This window comes from Mycobacterium sp. TKK-01-0059, from assembly GCF_000709305.1.
GTDB lineage: Bacteria > Actinomycetota > Actinomycetes > Mycobacteriales > Mycobacteriaceae > Mycobacterium > Mycobacterium intracellulare.
On record NZ_KL446993.1, the window covers coordinates 3,612,761 to 3,630,417 of the forward strand.

General features: G+C 66.3%; 17 protein-coding genes. 5 read left to right on the forward strand and 12 right to left on the reverse strand.

Features of this window, described 5'->3' with window-relative positions; genetic code table 11:
• Positions 1-2: 2 nt before the first annotated feature.
• From K883_RS17190 to K883_RS17200, 3 genes are read left to right on the forward strand one after another with little or no spacing between them, the layout of a single operon-like run.
• Complete coding sequence (locus K883_RS17190) at positions 3-962, forward strand: acyl-CoA dehydrogenase family protein (RefSeq protein WP_020822140.1); 960 nt, start codon at positions 3-5, stop codon at positions 960-962.
• Entirely contained in the window at positions 959-2,161 is a 1,203-nt protein-coding gene (locus K883_RS17195; RefSeq protein ID WP_008255413.1) for an acyl-CoA dehydrogenase family protein, read from the forward strand. The genes K883_RS17190 and K883_RS17195 overlap by 4 nt, the downstream gene beginning before the upstream one ends.
• A complete protein-coding gene (locus K883_RS17200; protein ID WP_020822141.1) occupies positions 2,158-3,720 on the forward strand; it encodes a class I adenylate-forming enzyme family protein in 1,563 nt (520 codons plus the stop codon). Before K883_RS17195 ends, K883_RS17200 begins: the two co-directional genes overlap by 4 nt.
• An 18-nt stretch (positions 3,721-3,738) precedes the next feature.
• Here the strand turns inward: K883_RS17200 and K883_RS17205 are convergent, their stop codons facing one another.
• The 11 genes from K883_RS17205 to K883_RS17260 all read right to left on the reverse strand — a co-directional run bounded on the left by K883_RS17205 (position 3,739) and on the right by K883_RS17260 (position 14,207).
• On the reverse strand, positions 3,739-4,923 hold the full coding sequence (locus tag K883_RS17205; protein ID WP_008255418.1) for an amidohydrolase family protein: 1,185 nt from the start codon (positions 4,921-4,923) through the stop codon (positions 3,739-3,741).
• 65 nt (positions 4,924-4,988) lie between these two features.
• Positions 4,989-5,747, reverse strand: a complete 759-nt coding sequence (locus tag K883_RS17210) for an SDR family NAD(P)-dependent oxidoreductase (RefSeq protein WP_020822142.1) — start codon at positions 5,745-5,747, stop codon at positions 4,989-4,991.
• Positions 5,744-6,349: an SDR family oxidoreductase gene (locus K883_RS17215; RefSeq protein WP_020822143.1), complete on the reverse strand. Its 606-nt coding sequence runs from the start codon at positions 6,347-6,349 to the stop codon at positions 5,744-5,746. Before K883_RS17215 ends, K883_RS17210 begins: the two co-directional genes overlap by 4 nt.
• A gap of 1 nt (position 6,350) precedes the next feature.
• Positions 6,351-6,755 carry a hypothetical protein gene (locus tag K883_RS17220; RefSeq protein ID WP_020822144.1) on the reverse strand — a complete coding sequence of 135 codons (405 nt, stop codon included), beginning with the start codon at positions 6,753-6,755 and terminating at the stop codon, positions 6,351-6,353.
• A gap of 34 nt (positions 6,756-6,789) precedes the next feature.
• Positions 6,790-7,419, reverse strand: coding sequence for a hypothetical protein (locus tag K883_RS17225; protein WP_036455046.1), 630 nt, complete (start codon positions 7,417-7,419; stop codon positions 6,790-6,792).
• 396 nt (positions 7,420-7,815) lie between these two features.
• Positions 7,816-9,279 (reverse strand): class I adenylate-forming enzyme family protein, encoded by a 1,464-nt coding sequence (locus K883_RS17235; RefSeq protein ID WP_020822146.1) that lies wholly within the window; start codon positions 9,277-9,279, stop codon positions 7,816-7,818.
• Entirely contained in the window at positions 9,276-10,076 is an 801-nt protein-coding gene (locus K883_RS17240) for an enoyl-CoA hydratase/isomerase family protein (protein ID WP_020822147.1), read from the reverse strand. Before K883_RS17240 ends, K883_RS17235 begins: the two co-directional genes overlap by 4 nt.
• Positions 10,073-10,888: an enoyl-CoA hydratase/isomerase family protein gene (locus K883_RS17245; protein WP_020822148.1), complete on the reverse strand. Its 816-nt coding sequence runs from the start codon at positions 10,886-10,888 to the stop codon at positions 10,073-10,075. The genes K883_RS17240 and K883_RS17245 overlap by 4 nt, the downstream gene beginning before the upstream one ends.
• Positions 10,885-12,132, reverse strand: coding sequence for an acyl-CoA dehydrogenase family protein (locus tag K883_RS17250; RefSeq protein WP_036455048.1), 1,248 nt, complete (start codon positions 12,130-12,132; stop codon positions 10,885-10,887). The genes K883_RS17245 and K883_RS17250 overlap by 4 nt, the downstream gene beginning before the upstream one ends.
• Before the next feature lie 13 nt (positions 12,133-12,145).
• Entirely contained in the window at positions 12,146-12,952 is an 807-nt protein-coding gene (locus K883_RS17255) for an enoyl-CoA hydratase/isomerase family protein (RefSeq protein WP_020822150.1), read from the reverse strand.
• A gap of 4 nt (positions 12,953-12,956) precedes the next feature.
• A complete protein-coding gene (locus K883_RS17260) occupies positions 12,957-14,207 on the reverse strand; it encodes a hotdog family protein (RefSeq protein ID WP_020822151.1) in 1,251 nt (416 codons plus the stop codon).
• A 92-nt stretch (positions 14,208-14,299) separates the two neighbouring features.
• Here K883_RS17260 and K883_RS17265 point away from each other — a divergent pair, with 92 nt between their 5' ends.
• On the forward strand, positions 14,300-15,133 hold the full coding sequence (locus K883_RS17265) for an enoyl-CoA hydratase/isomerase family protein (protein WP_020822152.1): 834 nt from the start codon (positions 14,300-14,302) through the stop codon (positions 15,131-15,133).
• A gap of 9 nt (positions 15,134-15,142) precedes the next feature.
• On the opposite strand, the gene K883_RS17270 is transcribed toward K883_RS17265, so the two are convergent.
• Positions 15,143-16,009 carry an SDR family NAD(P)-dependent oxidoreductase gene (locus tag K883_RS17270; RefSeq protein ID WP_020822153.1) on the reverse strand — a complete coding sequence of 289 codons (867 nt, stop codon included), beginning with the start codon at positions 16,007-16,009 and terminating at the stop codon, positions 15,143-15,145.
• Positions 16,010-16,125: 116 nt separating this feature from the next.
• Here K883_RS17270 and K883_RS17275 point away from each other — a divergent pair, with 116 nt between their 5' ends.
• A complete protein-coding gene (locus tag K883_RS17275) occupies positions 16,126-17,649 on the forward strand; it encodes a class I adenylate-forming enzyme family protein (RefSeq protein ID WP_008255440.1) in 1,524 nt (507 codons plus the stop codon).
• The last annotated feature ends 8 nt before the right edge of the window (positions 17,650-17,657 follow it).

The following is a 17,657-nucleotide window of genomic DNA, read 5'->3' on the forward strand; positions in this document are numbered from 1 at the left end:
CGATGGCAGACGTCGACGTCGACCTCGACCTGCTGCGCAGGTCGGCGCGGGAGTTTTTGGCCGAACGCGGCGAAAAGGAATCCGTCAAGGACCTTGCCGCGATGGACTGGACCGGGCTCCTCGTCGATGAGGAGGCGGGTGGCGCAGGCTGGCGCCCCGTCGAAACGTGCGTCATAGCCGAAGAACTCGGACGAGCGAACGACAGGTCGGCATGGTTCGGAACCACAATGTCGGCCGCCGCGCTTGCCTCGGCGCCCGCCGATGTGAGGGAACAGTTACTCCCGGGCCTGCTCGCCGGCACGACGGTAGCGGGCTTCGCCCCCGCGGACGCCTCCGCACGGATCATTCGCGGCAATGAAGTCGACATCGTCCTTCTTCTGGGACGCAACGGAATTCACCTGATTCGTGACCCGGATCCCGCGCGGACGCTGCTGGACGGCGACCTGCTCGACGTCACCCGAACGGTCTGGCGTATCGACCTCACCGACGCGCCCAGCACCCTGATCGGGCCGCCCGAAAGGGCCACAGAGCTGATGGCCGTGGCTCGGCTGCTCGTTTCCGCCGACTCCGTGGGCGCCGCATCGATGACCCTTGAACGCCTGACGGCATACCTGCGGGAGCGCGTGGCGTTCGGGGCACCGATCGCGAGCTTCCAAGCGATTCAGCACCGGCTCGTCGAGCTGCTGGTCTTCGAGGTCAAAGCCCGGGCCGTCATCATGAAAGCGGCGCGCGCCATCGCCTCCGGCGACGAACGGGCGACCGCCCTGGCGGCGGCCGCGCACGCGTTCGTGGCGGCGAAAGCATCGGCCGCCGTGGACGAATGCATGCAACTGTCGGGCGGCATCGGATTCACTTGGGAGTACCCGCTGCACTACGAACTGCGTCGCGTCTTCACCAACTCTCACCTGATCGGCACGGCGCGGTCGAGTCGCGCGCTGCTGGCGGAGGTGTCCGGCTGGTGAGCGCTTTCGTCGACCGGCCCACCGAGGCGCAGCTGACCGAGTTCAGGCATCGCGTCAGGGCACACATCGCCGAACACGCACCGGCGATCGAGGCGCGCGAAGGCCACCGAGCGCCCGAGACCGCCGAGCAGGAAGCCCTGTTGCGCACGTGGTTCGCCGGCTTGTTCGAGGCGGGGTTTGCCGGTGCGGACTGGCCGGTCGAATACGGCGGTCGCGACGACTACCACCCGCTGCACGACCGCATCGTGAGCGAGGAGATCCTGCGCGCCCGCGCGCCGCGCCCGGTGGACCAGGTGAACCTGGCCGCCCATGTCCTTCTGCACTTCGGGTCCGACGAGCAGAAACGAATGCTGCTGCCATCGATTCGGCGCAGCGAACATGTCTGGTGCCAGTTGCTCAGCGAGCCCGAGGCCGGCAGCGACATCGCCGGAGTGCGCAGCCGCGGTACGCGGCAAGGCGACGGCAGCTGGCGCCTCGACGGGCAGAAGACCTGGATCACCGACGGCCACTGGGCCGACATGGGCCTCGCTCTGATGCGCACCGACCCGGCGTCGTCGCGCCACCACGGCCTGTCGGTCTTCGCCGTGCCGCTCTCGGCAGACGGCGTCGAGGTTCGTCCGATCCGCACGATCGGTGATGCGATCGAGGTCAATGAGGTCTTCCTTACCGGAGTCCGCGTCGGTGCCGAGAGCCTGATCGGCGCGGCGGGCGACGGCTGGTCGATCATCATGGCGGGCCTGGACTTTGAACGATTCGGCATCGGTGGAAACGTCGTTCTGCTGGAACTGCTGATCGATGATCTGGTCGTCGTGGCCCGCCACGCGCAGGTCGACGGCGCACCCGCGCTGGAGTCCGCCGACATACGCCAGAAGGTCGCCGAGTTGGCCATGGAGGTCGAAGTGGCCAAGGCGTTCATCGACGATCACGTGGAGCGGCTGACATCGGGCGACGAACAACCGGGTGACGGCTCGATCGCGAAGTTGAGCTTCGCCGAGACATACCACCGAGTAGCGGCCTACGGCGCGGAATTGGCGGCGTCGACGGCGGTCGTCGGCGGCGAAATCCATGAACTGGGGCAGGCCAAACAACGGTTGCGCGAATGCTGGCTGTGGTCGCGCGCCTACACGATATCCGGTGGCAGCTCGGAGATGATGCGCAACATTCTTGCCAAGCGCCGACTGCACCTGCCGAGCCGATGACCTCACGTCCTGCGGCGCAGACCTACTGGTCCCTGGTGGAGACCGCCGCGCGGGCGCACCCCGACTGGGTCGTCCTCGCGGACGACTATGGGCGCAGCCTGTCGTGCGCGCAGCTGCGGGACTCCGCACTGACTTGTGCGGCGGCGCTGGCGCAGCGGGGGATCGGTGCGGGCACGGTGGTGTCCTGGCAACTGCCGACCACGCTGGAGACGATGGTCGTCATGACGGCGCTGGCGCGCCTCGGTGCGGTGCAGAACCCGGTGCTGCCGATATGGCGCGAAAGCGAACTGCGGTTTGTGACAGCACAACTCGGGACCGAAGTCATCATCGTCCCGGGATTGTGGCGCGACTTCGACCACACCGCGCTCGCGTATCAGCTCGCCTGTGAACGTGCCGGTGAGCGGCACATGACCGTCGTGGTCGTCGACCACGACGCACCCGTCACCGGCGGACTTCGGCTGCCTGTGGGGGAACCAAAAGAGCTGCCTCCACCGCCGCGCGGCGGCGAGGAACCGCGGTGGATCTACTATTCGTCGGGCACGACGGCGGCACCGAAAGGAGCGCGGCACTGCGACCGGTCGGTCATCGCCGGTTCGGCAGGGGTCATCGGGATCGTCGGGGCGTCCAGTCGCGACGTCAACCCGATCGCGTTTCCGGTTTCGCACATCGGAGGCGCCGCGATGCTCGCCGCGGCCCTGCTCACCGGGATGAAGCTGGTGCTGTTCGACGCCTTCGACCCCGTCGAGACCCCCGTCGCCATCGCGGCGCACCGCCCGACTCTGCTGGGCAGCGCGACGCCCTTCTTCGTCGCCTTCATGGCGGCGCAGGCGAAGCATGGTGACGAACCGCTCTACCCCGATCTGCGGGGCTGCGTCGGAGGGGGTGCGCCAATCACCGCCGAGCTCGGTCACCAAGTGCGACAAACGCTTTCGGTCGACGGCGTGGCCAATGCGTGGGGCTTGACCGAATTTCCGGTCGCCACCTCTCAGGCGCCGAACGGTCCGGCGGAGCTGCTGGATCACACCGTCGGCAAACCGGTGCCCGGCGTTGCGGTACGGGTCGTCGACGAAGCTGGACAGCAGGTGTCGCGTGGCACGGAGGGGGAGTTGCGGCTCAAGGGGCCGCAGTGCTTCCTCGGCTACGTCGACGCAACTCTGGATGCCCACGCGTTCGACGCCGAAGGATGGTTTCGCACAGGAGATCTGGGCCGCATCGACGACGACGGCAACGTCGTCGTCACCGGCCGGATCAAGGATGCGATCATCCGCAATGCGGAGAACATCTCGGCCTTGGAGGTCGAGGGTGTCCTGGCCAGCCACCCGGCGGTGGCCGACGTGGCCGTCATCGCGGTGCCGGATGAGCGGACCGGCGAGCGTGTTTGCGCTGTCGTCGTCGCGCGCCCGGGTGTGGCGGTGACGCTTTCGTCGGTCTTCGAACACTGTCAAGCGCGGGGACTGAGCAAGCACAAAACGCCCGAACGACTCGAAATCGTGGATGCGCTGCCCCGGAATAGCACCGGCAAGGTCCTCAAGACCGAGCTGCGGGCGCGGTTCGGCTGAAGCACTTCATCGGGCCCGCTAGACGCCGATGAGCTCCTTGAGGTTGCCGCCCATCACTCGTGCCCTGGTGTCCTCCGGAAGACCCTCGAGCTCCTTGACGAAATCCGCGGGCTCGGCCAGCCCCTCGGGGTGCGGGTAGTCCGAGCCGAACATCACCCGATCCGCACCCAGGATGTCGACGAGGTGCGACATGTCCTCCTCGTGGAACGGATTGATCCACACGTGTCTGCGGAAGACATCGCAGGGATGCTCGCTGAAGTCGTATGGCCTCTTGCGGTATACGCGGTCGAACACGTCCAACAGGCGGTGTGCCCACGAGCCGCCGTTCTCGACGACGCCGATGCGTACCCCGGGGAAGCGCTCGAACACCCCGTGCGCGATGAACGCCGCAAGAGTGTCGAAGATGTTTCGGCTCTCCTCGTAGATGAAACCCCGCAGCTTGCTCAGCGCGAATCCGTTGAACTCCGTAGCTTCCTCCCAGTCGTCGACGTAGCGCTCATAGCCGGAGTCCGAGTTGTGCATCTGCACCGAGATACCCGAATTCTCGACCAGTCGCCAGAAATCGTCGAACTCCGGCAGCGCCGGTGACCGCGACGTGCCGTCCTCGCGCGGAACGGGTGCCGGCCGGATCAATACCGTCCGGGCGCCATTGTTCAGGCACCATTCGAGTTCCTGCACGCCCAGCGCGGGATCGTTCAGCGAGATCGCAGGAACGGGGAAGATCCGGTCCTGGTAGTTGAACGTCCAGTCATCAAGCAGCCAGCGGTTGAACGCATGCGTGACCGCGTGGGTGAGCTCGGTGTCGGATTTGGTCCTTTCTTCGAGCATGCCCGCTGTCGTCGGGAACATCACGGCGCCGTAGACGCCCTGCCGGTCCATCAGCGCCAGGCGTAGGTCGGGCCGCCTGAACTCATCGGGGCAGCGGATCGGTTCGGCGAGCTCCCGCAACGTCTTGCCCTCTGGGTTTATGCCCCGGAAGTAATCGGACCAGGCGCCCGGGGTGGGAATCACCTCGTATGTCGGGTTGGGGATGCACTCCGTGACCGTGCCCAAGATCTGCAACTTCTTGCGCCCGTTGACGTCGATGAACTTCAGCGCCTCGGAGTATTTCTCCGGCAGATACCGCGTGTAGGCGTCGATGGTCTCGTACATGTGGTTGTCGGCGTCCCAGACCTCGAACGCTTTGTCGTCGCTCACCAGCACCTCCAGCAGGCGTGAGAATAGTGATTCTCAATCATAGCGAACGTGGGTATCTGTAGCGAAGGGGCTCAGAGATTCGTGAAATGGCCGCCATCGACTCCGAGGGTTTGCCCGGTGACGTAGCGAGCGGCGGGACCGATAAGGTATGCCACGGCTGAGCCGATATCGCTTTCGGGGTCTCCGATGCGTCCCAGCGGGATTCGGCGTGCCAGCCTTTCCTCCATCGCCGGATCGGCGCTTATCGCCAAGGTCATCGCGGGTGAATATGCCAGTGGTGAAACAACATTCACCGTGATGCCGTGAGGGGCCCATTCCCGCGCGAGGCTCTTGGCGAAACCGCGCAACGCGCCCTTCATGGTTGCGTAGAGCGGCAGGGTCGCGCTGCCTTCGATGCCGGCGGGTGAGGTCATGACGAGGAAGGTGCCGCCCCTCTTCTTCAAGGCGGGAAATGCTGAAACGGCGCAGAAGTGCGCTCCACGAAGTGACACCGAGTAGTGGTCGCCCCAAACGGAACGATCTACATCAGCCAGTTGGTGCGGCTGGCTCGAGGCGTTGCTCGTGGCGTTGTGCACCACGGCATCGAGCCGCCCGGTGGTCGCCAGGGACAGCTCTATCGCGCCAGTCACTGCGTCACCGTCGGACACATCGCATCGCGCCCACGTCGCATCGTGGCCCCGCGCGGTGATTTCCTCGGCGACGGCCAACCCCGTCTCGGACCGGGTGGCGACGACGACGTGCGCCCCCGCCGAGGCGAGAGCCATCGCGATGCCACGACCAACGCCGGCGCCCGAACCCGTCACCAGCGCGGTGAGACCGTGCAGGCTCATGGCAGCATCACCGCCCCTCCGTCGGCGACGATCGTCTCGCCGACGAGGTGATCGATATCCGGCCGCAAGAGGAATTTCACGGCCTCGACGACGGTGTGGAGAAGCGTCGAATCGTCGTGGACCACAGCCGCGGTGAGGTGCGCGGTAAACGAGTCCATCTCGGGCGCGAACAGTCGCAGAGGGGCCAAGACCAGGTTGACGGACACACCTTCGGGCTTCCATTGCCGCGCCGCGGATTTCGCCATCGCGCGGATGCCTTCCACCGCGGTGGTGTATGCCACCAGTTGGGCCGCACCCGCCATGCCGATTGTCGGCACGACAACGACGATTCGTCCCCCGTGCGGTGCTAACGCGGACCGTGCCCGCTGGAGCGCAGCGAGCGCGGACCACATCATCCCGTCGACGATGTGATCCCACTCCTCGCCACTGAGGCCGACCGCGTCGGACGGCCGCGGGGTCGCATCGGTACCGACGACTACGACCGCTCCGGTGATATCCGATGCCAGTCCACGCCCGGGTGCCGCGACGATGCCATCGAGTCCGTCTGCCAGCTCGCGCGCCAGACCGTCGGCCGCGCCCAAGACGACCGTGGGCGACGCCACGTCATCGACTCGGCTGGCGCGCTAGGCGGTCATCGTGAATTTTCACCAACTCCCGGAACCCGATACGCACGTACCGGGGCTTCGGTTGGATGCCCCAGTCGTCGCGGGCGGTGTGCTGGCCGGCCGCTTCGGGTGCTCCCCCGAACGGGGGCCCGCCGAGTGGATAGGGCTGTTGGCACTGGAGACTCTCGTCGGAGAAGCGCACCTTCATGAGCTCACTGCAGATCTCGGTCAGCGATAGCGTCGGCCAGCCGTACCAGACCGCCATCACAGGTACGGTCAACGAGCCCTCGATGACCAACCCGAACAGGCAGACGTACAGCCCGCGTTTGAGCCATTTGTGCATTCGCGCCCACGTCGGGGTGGTTCCGACCGGCAACGGCTCGACCGAATCCTCGGTCCCCACAGTGGAATTAGACACGGCGGTCCCTCCTTCGGTGCTAGTCGGAAAAGATCTCTCGGTTGACGGTGTGCAGGTACGGGATCGCGAGGAACGGCGTCACGTAGAAGATGTTGAATGCCCACCACCCGAGGACCGGTAGCCCGACTGCCGTATAGCGGACGTCGGCGTACATCGTCATATTGAAGATGTAGCCGGTCCACACGATCACTCCGAACCAGCACGTCACGATCGTCCACTGGTGGCCCCAGCGTTTCATCTGCAGCAGCGCGATCGCGGCCGCGATCCGCATCGGGAACACGATCAGGACGCAGACCATCACCCACGCCTTTTCCCCTGGGGCGCCTGCACCGCCGATCCAGAGTTCGTTGTAATGCCAGAAATAGCCGGCGTCGATCCAGTTGCCCCACGCGGTGAAGACGGTGCGGGTGATCAGGGCGTGGTTGGCGAACAGGTCGAGCGCCCAGCCGATGCTGTTGATCGCACCGTCGAGGATGATGACGTATCCGATGAGCGTGACCATCATTGGCCGAACCGACAACCCGTCGCGCTGCGCCTTTCTCAACAGATAGATGCCTCGGCAAAATAGGGGCAGGCCTACGACTCCGAGGACGAGGGTGCCCATGAGTGCGGTGCCGGCGATGCACCATCGATCCGCGCCCCGTTGCATCTCACGCGTTTGTGCCTCGTGCTCGTCGGTGGTGAGCGATCGGGTTGGACTCGTCACTGATCACCAATCCCTCGTGAGATACATCTGGAGTTGGATCGCGAACATCGCGATCAGCACTCCGTAGATGAAGACCTGGAACGCGATCAATCCACGTTTGCGTCGTCGATCCTGCTCGTCCACTGTGTCTCCTGCGTCTATCAGAAGGTGCCGATGTTGGCCAGCATCCAGTAGAAGAATGCGACAAGCCCGCACATCACTGCCCAGGTCACAGCCAGTCGGACCAGTTCCTGCCACATGAGACCCTCCTACCGAAGCGATGACCTGCCACCAAACGTTAACATCACTCTCACTAATGAGAACAATCGTTTCCGCCGCGGAGGCGTTCAAGAGATAGGGTCACACGTCCGCGAGCGCAGCGAGATCGCGTTTGACCACCTTGCCGACATCGTTGCGGGGCAGCTGTTCGACGAACACGATGCGTACCGGAACCCGGTAGGGCGTCAGACGCTCTCGACACCACGACACGAGGCCGGCCTCGGAGACCGACTCATCGCCTCTGACGACGAACGCCCACGGCACCTCCCCGAGCCGCTCGTCGGGAACGCCGACGACGGCGGCTTCGCGCACTCCATCGGCGGCCAGGAGGACGTCCTCTACCGTGCCGGGAAACACTTTGAGGCCACCGCGATTGATCATGTCCGACACTCGGCCGTCGAGCCACAGAAAGCCGTCGTCGTCGAACCAGCCGAGGTCGCCGGTGTGGAACCAGCCGTCGTCGGTGAGCCGGTCCAGGAAGGCTGGATCGATCTTCCGGGCGGACGTCGTGGGCGTGCGGACCATCACCTCGTCGTCGGCGATCGTGACGTCGATGCCGGGCAGCGGCCTGCCGACCGAACCCAGTTTGGTCTCGCCCCACTCGCGGGCGTCGGCGGCCGACCAACCCACCACCTCACCCCCGAGTTCGGTCTGGCCGTAGGAGTTCAGCACTATCACCCCGAACTTGTCCCGGAACCGGCGCGCCTGCACGGGCGACAGGGGAGCGGTGATCGACCGCACGATCTTCAGTGGCGAGAGGTCGGCCACCGAGTCGTCGTGCAGAACCATGGTCAGCGCCGCGGGCGGCAGCACCGTGGATCGCAGCTGGTGGCGCCGGACCAGCGCGGCGAAATCCGTCGGTGAGAACCGTTCCATCAGCACGACGCCCGAACCGGCCCGGAACGCGAACAGCACCTGGTAGATGCCGGCCCACAGCGACAAGGACAAGGGCACCAGGTTTGGCATGGGGGGCCGCTTCGGTGGGGCCGACGCGTTTTCCAAGCCAGGTTTCGTGCCGCGAAGTTTGGCCAGCAGCCGGTCGATCAGATCGAGCACCGTGCTGTGACGAAGCGGCACCGGCTTCGGCGGTCCCGTGGTGCCGGAAGTGAACTGCAGCAGCGCGACGTCGTCGTCGTAGCACGGCCCGTCGGGCGAGTGGCCTGACGACGCGACCCTCGTCCACAACAGCGCATCCCCGGTGATTACGGGCAGGTGATGAGTCGAGAAACGTTGTGCGAGAGCGGGTGTCGTGATGATGGCAACGGGGCGCAGCGTTTGCAGCTGGGCGAGGATCTCGGGATCGGCCGCCCTGGGGTTCAGCGGTGTGTACACGCCGCCGGCGCACCACGTGCCGAACAGCGCGGCGATGGTGGTGGCGTCGTTGGGCAGCATCGCCGCGACGACCTGTCCCGTCGCCAGCCCGGACTCGGCGAGCAGCTCGCCGAGTCGCTGGGCGCTGGCCGACAGCTCGTCACGGGGTACCTCGGCCCCGACCGTGTGCACCGCGACGTCGGGCAGACCGTCCAGCAGCGTTGCGAGGTTCACGAATCGGCCTCCAGGGGAGCCCAGTTCGGAGTTCGCTTGTCCGCGAAGGCCAGGGGGCCCTCGTTCTGGTCCGGATGACCCCACATCGATGTCAGGTGTTTCGCACCTTCGCGGCACGCATCGGTGAGGCCGTATTCGAGCGCGCCCCACAGCGCCCGCTTGGTGGCGCGCATCGCCGAGGGCGAATTCTTGGCGATCTTCTCGGCAAGCTCCTGGGCGGCGTCACGCAGCTTGTCGGGCGGGTCGATCACCTGGCTGATCATGCCGAGTTCGTACGCGCGCTGGGCGGTGAGCCGTTCGTGACTCCCGACGAGTGCCATCCGTAACACGGCTTCGGCGGGCATCTTTCGCATCAGTGCGATGGTCTCCAGCGCGCTGACCTGACCGATGGAGACGTGGGGGTCGACGAAGGTCGCATCCGACGACGCGATGACGATGTCGGCGTCGGCCACCCAGTGCAGCCCGCCGCCCGCGCACACCCCATTGACGGCAGTGATGACCGGCTTCTCGACATTGCAGTGCCAGGCGCTCAGCTTCAGATCCAGTGTGCGCATGGTCTCCTGGAATTGCTGCACGGCCTCGCCGTCGAGGTCCTCGACATCGGCGCCAACCTGAAACGCCCGACCGTTTCCCGTGTGCACGATGACGCGGACGTCCGGATCGGCATTCAATTCCGCCCAGGCCCTGGGGAATTCCTCGCGCATCACGGCGTCGTAGGCATTGAGACGGTCAGGGCGGTCGTTGATGATCCATCCGACGGGACCGCGCCGTTCGACGATGAGTCTGTGGTATGTCATGGAACCTCCGCTACGTCGGGCAGCGGTTGCCACTGCGGCGCACGCTTCTCGCGCCACGCGCGGACACCCTCGGCGTGATCGGGGTGATTGCGGAGCCGCCAGATCTCCTCGGCGGCGTCGCTGCGCGCCTGCGTCATGCCGACTTCCAAACTGTGCCAGAGCGCCTTCTTCGTGGTGCGTATCGCGGTCGGCGAATTCGTGGCGATCGCGGCCGCGAGACGTCCCGCCGCCGCGCGGAGCTGATCGGCCGGCACCACCTCGGACACAATGCCCAACTGGTAGGCACGCTGTGCCGAGATGCGTTCACCCTTGCCGCTCAGCGTCATTCGCAGAACGGCCTCCATCGGCGACTTGCGCAGCAGCGTGATCGCCTCGTACGCGACGGCCTGCCCGATGGAGACGTGGGGGTCGGTGAAGGACGCCTGTTCGGCGGCGATGACGATGTCGGCGTCTGCGACCAGATGCAGGCCCCCTCCCGCGCACACCCCGTTGACCGCGGCGATCACCGGTTTCCACACGTCGCAGTGCCAGGACGAGATCTTCAGCTCGGCGTCCCTGGTTCGGCGGGAGTGTCGTCGCATGGCCGCCTTGTCCCGCGCGACCTGGACCACGTCCATCCCGGTGCAGAACGCCCTGCCGTTGGCGGCGTTGACGATCACGTTGACGTCCGGATCGGTATCGAGGTCGGCCCAGGCGGCCTCGAGCTCGTCGAGCATCAGCGCGTCGAAGGCGTTGCCCGCCTCGGGCCTGTCGAGGATCAACCATCCGATCCCGTCGGCCTTGGACACGATCAAGCGTTCATAGGCGCTCACGAACGGGGAATGTCCTTCCAGGGCTTGCCCTTCCAGGGGTCCGGCTCCTTCGGCAAGCCGAGCACGCGTTCGCCGAGGATGTTCTTGTTGATGTCGGTGGTGCCGCCCTCGGTGCCGTTGGCGAGGCTGCGCATCATGCCCTGCACATCCCGCGGCAGAGCGTCCGGATCGTCGTGGGCGGGCCAGGCGATCGCATCCGTGCCCAGCAGATCGACCATGAGGTCCTGGATCTGCTGATTGATGGTGGCCTGGTGCACCTTGCCGATCGACGAGGCCGCGCCGGGGGACTGGCCGGCCGAAAGCGCGGCGCGCACGCGGTCATTGGTCCAGCCGCGTACCCGCTCTTGCGCCCACAAGCGCATCACCTTGTTCCTGATCACGGGATCTGCCCAGCGTCCGGTCTCCCTGGCGAGGATGATCAGCCGTTCGGCGCTCGACCCGCCGAGGCGGCCCATCCCACCCGAGCCCGAACCCGACACCATCTGTCGCTCGCTGGACAGCGTCGACGCACTCACGCGCCAGCCGTCGTTGACGGCGCCGACGCGGTGGACGTCGGGCACCCGCGCTCCGTCGAGGAAGACCTCGTTGAATTCGGCCTCGCCGGTGATCTGGCGAAGCGGTCGCACCTCGACGCCCGGCTGGTGCATGTCGACCAGGAAGTACGTGATGCCCTTGTGCTTGGGCTGTTCGGGATCCGTCCGCGCCAACAGGATCGCAAAATCCGCCTGATCGGCCCACGTGGTCCACACCTTCTGACCGGAGATCACCCAGGAATCACCGTCGCGCACTGCGCGGGTGGCCAACGACGCGAGGTCGGAGCCAGCGCCAGGCTCGCTGAAGAGCTGGCACCACTTCTCCTCGTTGCGCACGATCGGCGGCAGGAAGCGCAGCCGCTGATCCTCGGTACCGTGGCTGAACAATGCTGCCGCCGCATTGTTGAGCCCCAAGGGATTCAGACGCGTCAGGCGAAGCGGGCGGAGCACCTCATCGATCGCGCGCGCGACTTCATTGCCAACACCCAGGCCGCCGTGTTCACGCGCCCACGTGGGTACGACTAGGCCGGATTCGGCGAAGGTCGGATACCACTGTTGGTAATCGGCGGGGCTGCGGACCGCCCGCAGGGTCGCAGGGTCCTTGGCCGCGGCCGAGCGCCAGGCGGCCGGAACCTCGGCCTCGGTCCACTGCCGCACCGCCGCCACTGCATCGTCGACCGGCGTGTCAGGGTCGATCGCTAGTTGCGTCATAATCTCAACCTCTTCAGCGGCCCTTGAATGCTGCGCCGCGTTTGTCGCGGAAGGCCGCCAAGCCTTCCTTGAAATCCTCACTACGACTCGACAATTCGAGTGCCAATGCCTCGTTCTGGAGATGGCGGTCAAGGTCGAGGCCGTTGGCGCTGTGCAGCAACCACTTGGTGAGTCCGAGCGAAACCGTGGGCGCTTCACCCAGTTCTCTGACGAGTTGTTCGGCCACCGAGGGCAATTCGTCGGATGCGCAGGCGCCGTGGATGATGCCCCACTCGGCGGCGCACGTTCCTCCGATTTCCCGGCCGAGCATCAGCAGCTGTCGGGTGCGCACCAATCCGATGAGCCGTGGCAGCAACCAGGCTGCGCCGCTGTCGGGGGTGAAGCCGCGCGCCATGAACGGCTCCCAGAACCGGGCGTCGTCGGCGGCGACGCAGAAGTCCGATGCCAGCGCGATGTGGAACCCCAGGCCGATCGCCCAACCTCGGACCACGGCGACAATGGGCACCTGCGTCTGAAGCATCAACGGAATTAGCCGATTTGCCTTGTTCGGTAGGCGGCGCTGCGTGCTGCCCACGCGTGGTTTCCGTTCGGATTTTGCGTTGTTGGCGATCAGGTCCGCGCCCGCGCAGAAATCCGGTCCGGTGGCGTCGATCCTGATGACCCGCACCGATTCGTCGGTGCCGGCATCGACCAGATGACCGATCATCGCGTCCAGCATCGCGTCGTTGACGGCATTACGGCGTTCGGCGCGGTCGAGGGTCAGTTGCAGGGTCGGGCCCTGCTGTTCGGCCAGAAGGCCGGGAACACTGCGGTAACTCATGTGCTCAGCGCTCGGCGAACTGTTCCGTTACGGCGGTCAGCAATTCGCCGAGGTTCGTCGCGCCGCCCGGCGGGTCGGGCAGGCGCACGGGCCCTCGGTCGCGGCTGGGCAGCAGGACGGTCGCGTGTCCCGGCGCGGTGATCTGGCCGCGGTGGTTGGTCGCCGCGAGTTCGAGGTCGACGGCGGGGCGTTCACCGTCGGCGAGGTACTTGCGGACGACCGTACCGGTGACGGTGTGGACGTCGCCGACGTAATTGAACAGACGGAACTCGCAATCGAGCTTCCAAAGCCAGGCGTCATCACCCATCCAGTCCGTGCACAAGTGGATCAACCACGTCTCGCGCATGCGCCCGTAGTCGAACGTGGTGGGATTGCCCGCGTTGCGCGCGGCGTCGGGCTCCCAGTGCACGCGTTGCTGGGCATCGGGGACGCCGTACTCGTTGGGCGTGTAGAAGCGGGGGATGCGCTGCCGGTTCCGCCACGCCAGTCTCAACGGACGCACACCGTACATGCCCATACCCATGCCGACGTGCCAGCAGACCATGTCGGTGACCGTCAGCGGACCCTTTGTTAGCGACCCCAAATCGTCGCCTTCGTCGACGTCTTCCCACCACCGCGGCTCGGCGCCGCGCGGGCGTTCGCGCCCGTAGCGTTCGTCGAGCTCGGCTATCTCGTCAGCGGTCCACGTCTTGAGTTGGACGGCTTCGTATTTCTTTCGGCCGCGCGCCTTGTTGCGCTCGGTGCGAATCATGTTGCGGTACTGGCCGCCCAAGATCGTGCCCTCGTCGTCGCGGAACACCTGGGCGGACCATTCGTGGATGGCGCGGCCGGCAAACTCACTGCTCTTGTCGAGCGCGGCCACCAGGGCATTGCGCCTGAAGACGCGGTGGTTGGCGCGCAGCGGCGCCCACCATTCCCGAGCAGATGAGGCGTAAAAGGCATGCACCCCGCGCAGTGGATCGCCCTTGGTCAGTGCGCGGTCCTCGTCCGAGAGTGTCGTGACTTCGTCCTCCCCGATCAGCGTGTCGCCGCCGACGAGGGCGGGTGGGGCCACAGACTCTCCCCATACAGACTTCGCGGCGTAGTCGGGATCGGCCCACAGCGGGTTGGCGTCACCGTAGCTTTCGGCGACGTGACGAAACGTGTCCTCGTTGGGGCGGTAGTAGTGCGGCGGCTGCGTGTGCGGGACGGCAATGCCGATGGTAGCCCGCAACCTGGCCAATCCCTCGTCGGTGATCTGGCCCGTCTGCCCCATCGGATTGCCTCCTCGTTGTGGCGGCCCGTGTCGTCGCCCGGACAAGGTGGAAATTAAGATACCCGAAAAACGGAAACGCCGTTAACGCAGGGGTGAACGAGATGTCAGAAGAAGCGTCCGGAATCGTGTGTGCGATCGGCGCCGACGGCGTCGCGCGGGTGACAATAGATCGCCAGGAAACGGGAAACTCGTTGTCTCCGTTGGCGCGTGACGAACTAACTGAAGCATTCGTACGGGCCAATGACAACCCCGCCGTCCGCGCGGTGCTGTTGAGCGCCAGCGGCACCCGGCACTTCTGCGCCGGGGCCGGCCTCGCACCGCAACCGGCGGGCGCCGGGGCCGCCGTCGAGCCGGTGCAAAAGCGTCCGGGTGACATCGCGCGGATGCTTCAGCAGGGCTGGCAGCGGCTGGTCGCGTCCATTCTCGACTGTGACAAGCCGGTGGTCGCGGCGGTCAAGGGCACGGCCGCCGGGGCGGGCGCGAGCCTGGTTCTGGCTTGCGATCTGGTCGTGATGTCAACGGAGGCAAAGCTTGTCGAGGCGTTTGTGCATCGCGGAATCCTGCCGGATTCCGGCGCCATCCACCTCCTGACGAGGATCGTCGGCCTGCGCAAGGCGACCGAATTACTGATGCTCGGTGAGCCGGTCGACGCGGCCGCCTGCGAAAGGCTCGGACTGGTCAATCGGGTGACCGCGCCGGACGACACCGACGCGGTCGCCGAGGAACTCGCCGGACGGTTGGCCGCGGGCCCGACGGTGATGCTGACGCTGACCAAGCGGCTGCTGTCGGTGTCGTCGGAGTCGGATCGGCACCGCGCATTCGAGCAGGAGGCCTGGGCGCAGGAGGTGGTGTCGCGCACGGCGGACCTGCAAGAAGGCCTGGCGTCGTTCGCCGAGCGCCGGAAGCCCAAGTTCCTCGGCCGCTGACCTTCCGCGTCAGCCCGCGATGGGTCCGCCCCGAATGGTGAACGTGGCGCTGTCGTCGATCTCGTCGATAGACGACGCCACCGACTCCGCGGTCAGCGCCGTGTCCTCGATTCCCTTGGTGACTCCGATGAACACCCGTGACACTTTGCCCGCGCCCACCGAGTAGATGTGCGCGGTGCGGTCGCAGGACCGATGACACAGATAGACCACGACGGGGGTGACGAGCTCGGGATGCATGGCCTTGCCGGCGTCGCCCATGATGTTTTCCGTCATTCGGGTCCGCGCTATGGGGGCGATGGCGTTGACGGCAATGCCGTTGCGGGCGCCTTCGATGGCGAGAACGTGCATCATGCCGACCAGGCCCATCTTGGCGGCGCCGTAGTTGGCCTGACCGAAATTTCCGAAAAGGCCGGTGCCCGAAGTCGTCTGAACGATTCGGCCGTAATTCTGCGCCCGCATGATCGGCCACACCGCCCGCGTGACGTTGAATGCGCCGGAAAGGTGCACGGCAATGACGGCGTCGACCTGCTCGGCGGTCATGTTCTTGAACGCCGCGTCGCGCAGAATCCCCGCGTTGTTCACCAGCACATCGACCTGCCCGAAGGCCTCCAGCGCGGCCGCCACGATCGCCGCACCGCCCTCCTCGGTGGCCACCGAGTCGCCGTTGGCGATCGCGGTGCCCCCGGCCGCGGTGATCTCGTCGACCACGGCCTGGGCCGCCGATATCGACGCCCCGTCGCCGTCCACCGAACTGCCCAGGTCGTTGACCACGACCCGGGCGCCGCGGCGGGCGAGCTCGAGTGCATGGCATCGGCCCAGTCCGCCGCCTGCCCCCGTGACGATGGCTACCTGGTTGTCGAAAGTCATTGAATGCATGCGTGAGAGGTTACATTTACCTAACCGAGAACAACCATTTGCATCCGAGGCGCCGGAGGAGGCTCATGACTGGCCCGGCTGAGTTGCTACGACATGCGCGCCGCAGAGCCGAAGAATTGCGGCCCCGCTACCGAGCGGCCGGTTTCTGGACGGCGGAGCCGATCGACCTGGTGGGACCCCCCGCGGCGCGGCACCCTGCCCGGCTTGCCGTCGCGGATCGCGGCGCCGAATTGACCTACGGGGAACTGGACAAGCGCATCGACTCGGCCGCCCGAGCGATGGTCGACGCCGGCCTTGTTCCGGGTGGCGCGATCGTCGTGGTAGTCGGTAACGACGTGGACTCGGTGGTGTCGGTCCACGCGGCGCTGCGGGTGGACGCGGTGGTTCTGCTCGTGCCGCGCAGTGCCGGGGCGACGCAGATCGCCGACATCCTCACCCGCACCGGTGCACGATTCGGCGTAGCGCCGAACTGGGCGACGATCACCGACCCGGAGCTGTCCGGTCGCTGCGATTGGATCGAACTCGGTGACGATGGCCGAACGGGTACCACCCAGGCGCCGCGGTCGGCGCGGTCAGCCGATGAGCCGTGCCTTGTGCTTTACACCTCGGGCACAACCGCGCGGCCCAAGGGCGTGATTCATTCGCTGAGCACGCTGGCCAAGGCTTCGGCGAATTACATTGCGGCGGCGGGCCTGGGTTCCGACGACCGGATCTTCTTGATCAGCCCGCTCGCGTCGGTGACCGGCGTGTTGCAGGCGCTGTTCATCGGTCCGATGCTGGCGGCTCCGGTGATTCTGGAAGATCGCTGGGACCCGGCGGCGACCTGCGACCTCCTGGTCAGCTCGGGTGCGACCTGGTACGGGGGCCCGGACCGGCTGCTGGACCGGATGCTCGACCAGGCCGTGGCGCGCGGCGCCGTCGTCCCATTACGCGCGGTGTACCTGGGCGGCACGATGCTGGACCGGCGGATCGTCGAACGCATCGAAGACGAGTTCGGCATCGTTGTGATGCGCGCCTATGGATCCTCGGAGACCCCGGTCAGCACGTCCGGTCTGCGGACCGAACCCCGAGACATCCGCCATGCCGACGACGGTGTGGCGCTCGGCGACGTCGACGTGCGCGTCGGATCCGAGTCCGAACCCACCGAGTGCTGCATCAAGGGTCCGCACACGTTTCTCGGTTACACCGACGCCGAGGACGACGAATACGCGTTCGAGGGGGAGTGGTTCCGCACCGGTGATGTGGCGGAGGTGGTCGGCGGCCGGGTTCGGATCGTCGGCCGGATCAAGGACATCGTGATTCGTAACGGGCTGAAGATCCCGGCCGCCGAAGTGGAGGAAGCGGTCTCGAGGATCGGTGGGATACGCGAATGCGCCGCTTATTCCGTTTCCGATCCCACCACCGGTGAGCGATTGGCTATGGCGGTCGTGCTCGAACCCGGCGTCGAGATCTCGCTCGCCGAGATCACCCGGACCCTGGGCGCGGAGGGATTGCCGAAATACAAACTGCCCGAAGAACTTGTCTTCTGGGACGAGCCGCTGCCCGTCAACGCCAACGGCAAAGTCGACCGCGCCAAACTCGAAGCGCGGTCGGTCGGGCGGCAGCGGCTGCTCGCCGACCGTCTCGCCACTACCGGATGAGAGATCCC

Bases quoted from the DNA above. Each gene is read 5' to 3' on its own strand.
- K883_RS17210 (WP_020822142.1), bottom strand. From the start codon at position 5,747: ATGAGCCTGCACGGTCTCACCGCGCTGGTGACGGGTTCGGGCGCCGGC.
- K883_RS17190 (WP_020822140.1), top strand. From the start codon at position 3: ATGGCAGACGTCGACGTCGACCTCGACCTGCTGCGCAGGTCGGCGCGG.
- K883_RS17255 (WP_020822150.1), bottom strand. From the start codon at position 12,952: ATGAGTTACCGCAGTGTTCCCGGCCTTCTGGCCGAACAGCAGGGCCCG.
- K883_RS17250 (WP_036455048.1), bottom strand. From the start codon at position 12,132: ATGACGCAACTAGCGATCGACCCTGACACGCCGGTCGACGATGCAGTG.
- K883_RS17260 (WP_020822151.1), bottom strand. From the start codon at position 14,207: ATGGGGCAGACGGGCCAGATCACCGACGAGGGATTGGCCAGGTTGCGG.
- K883_RS17270 (WP_020822153.1), bottom strand. From the start codon at position 16,009: ATGCATTCAATGACTTTCGACAACCAGGTAGCCATCGTCACGGGGGCA.
- K883_RS17240 (WP_020822147.1), bottom strand. From the start codon at position 10,076: ATGACATACCACAGACTCATCGTCGAACGGCGCGGTCCCGTCGGATGG.
- K883_RS17225 (WP_036455046.1), bottom strand. From the start codon at position 7,419: ATGCAACGGGGCGCGGATCGATGGTGCATCGCCGGCACCGCACTCATG.
- K883_RS17200 (WP_020822141.1), top strand. From the start codon at position 2,158: ATGACCTCACGTCCTGCGGCGCAGACCTACTGGTCCCTGGTGGAGACC.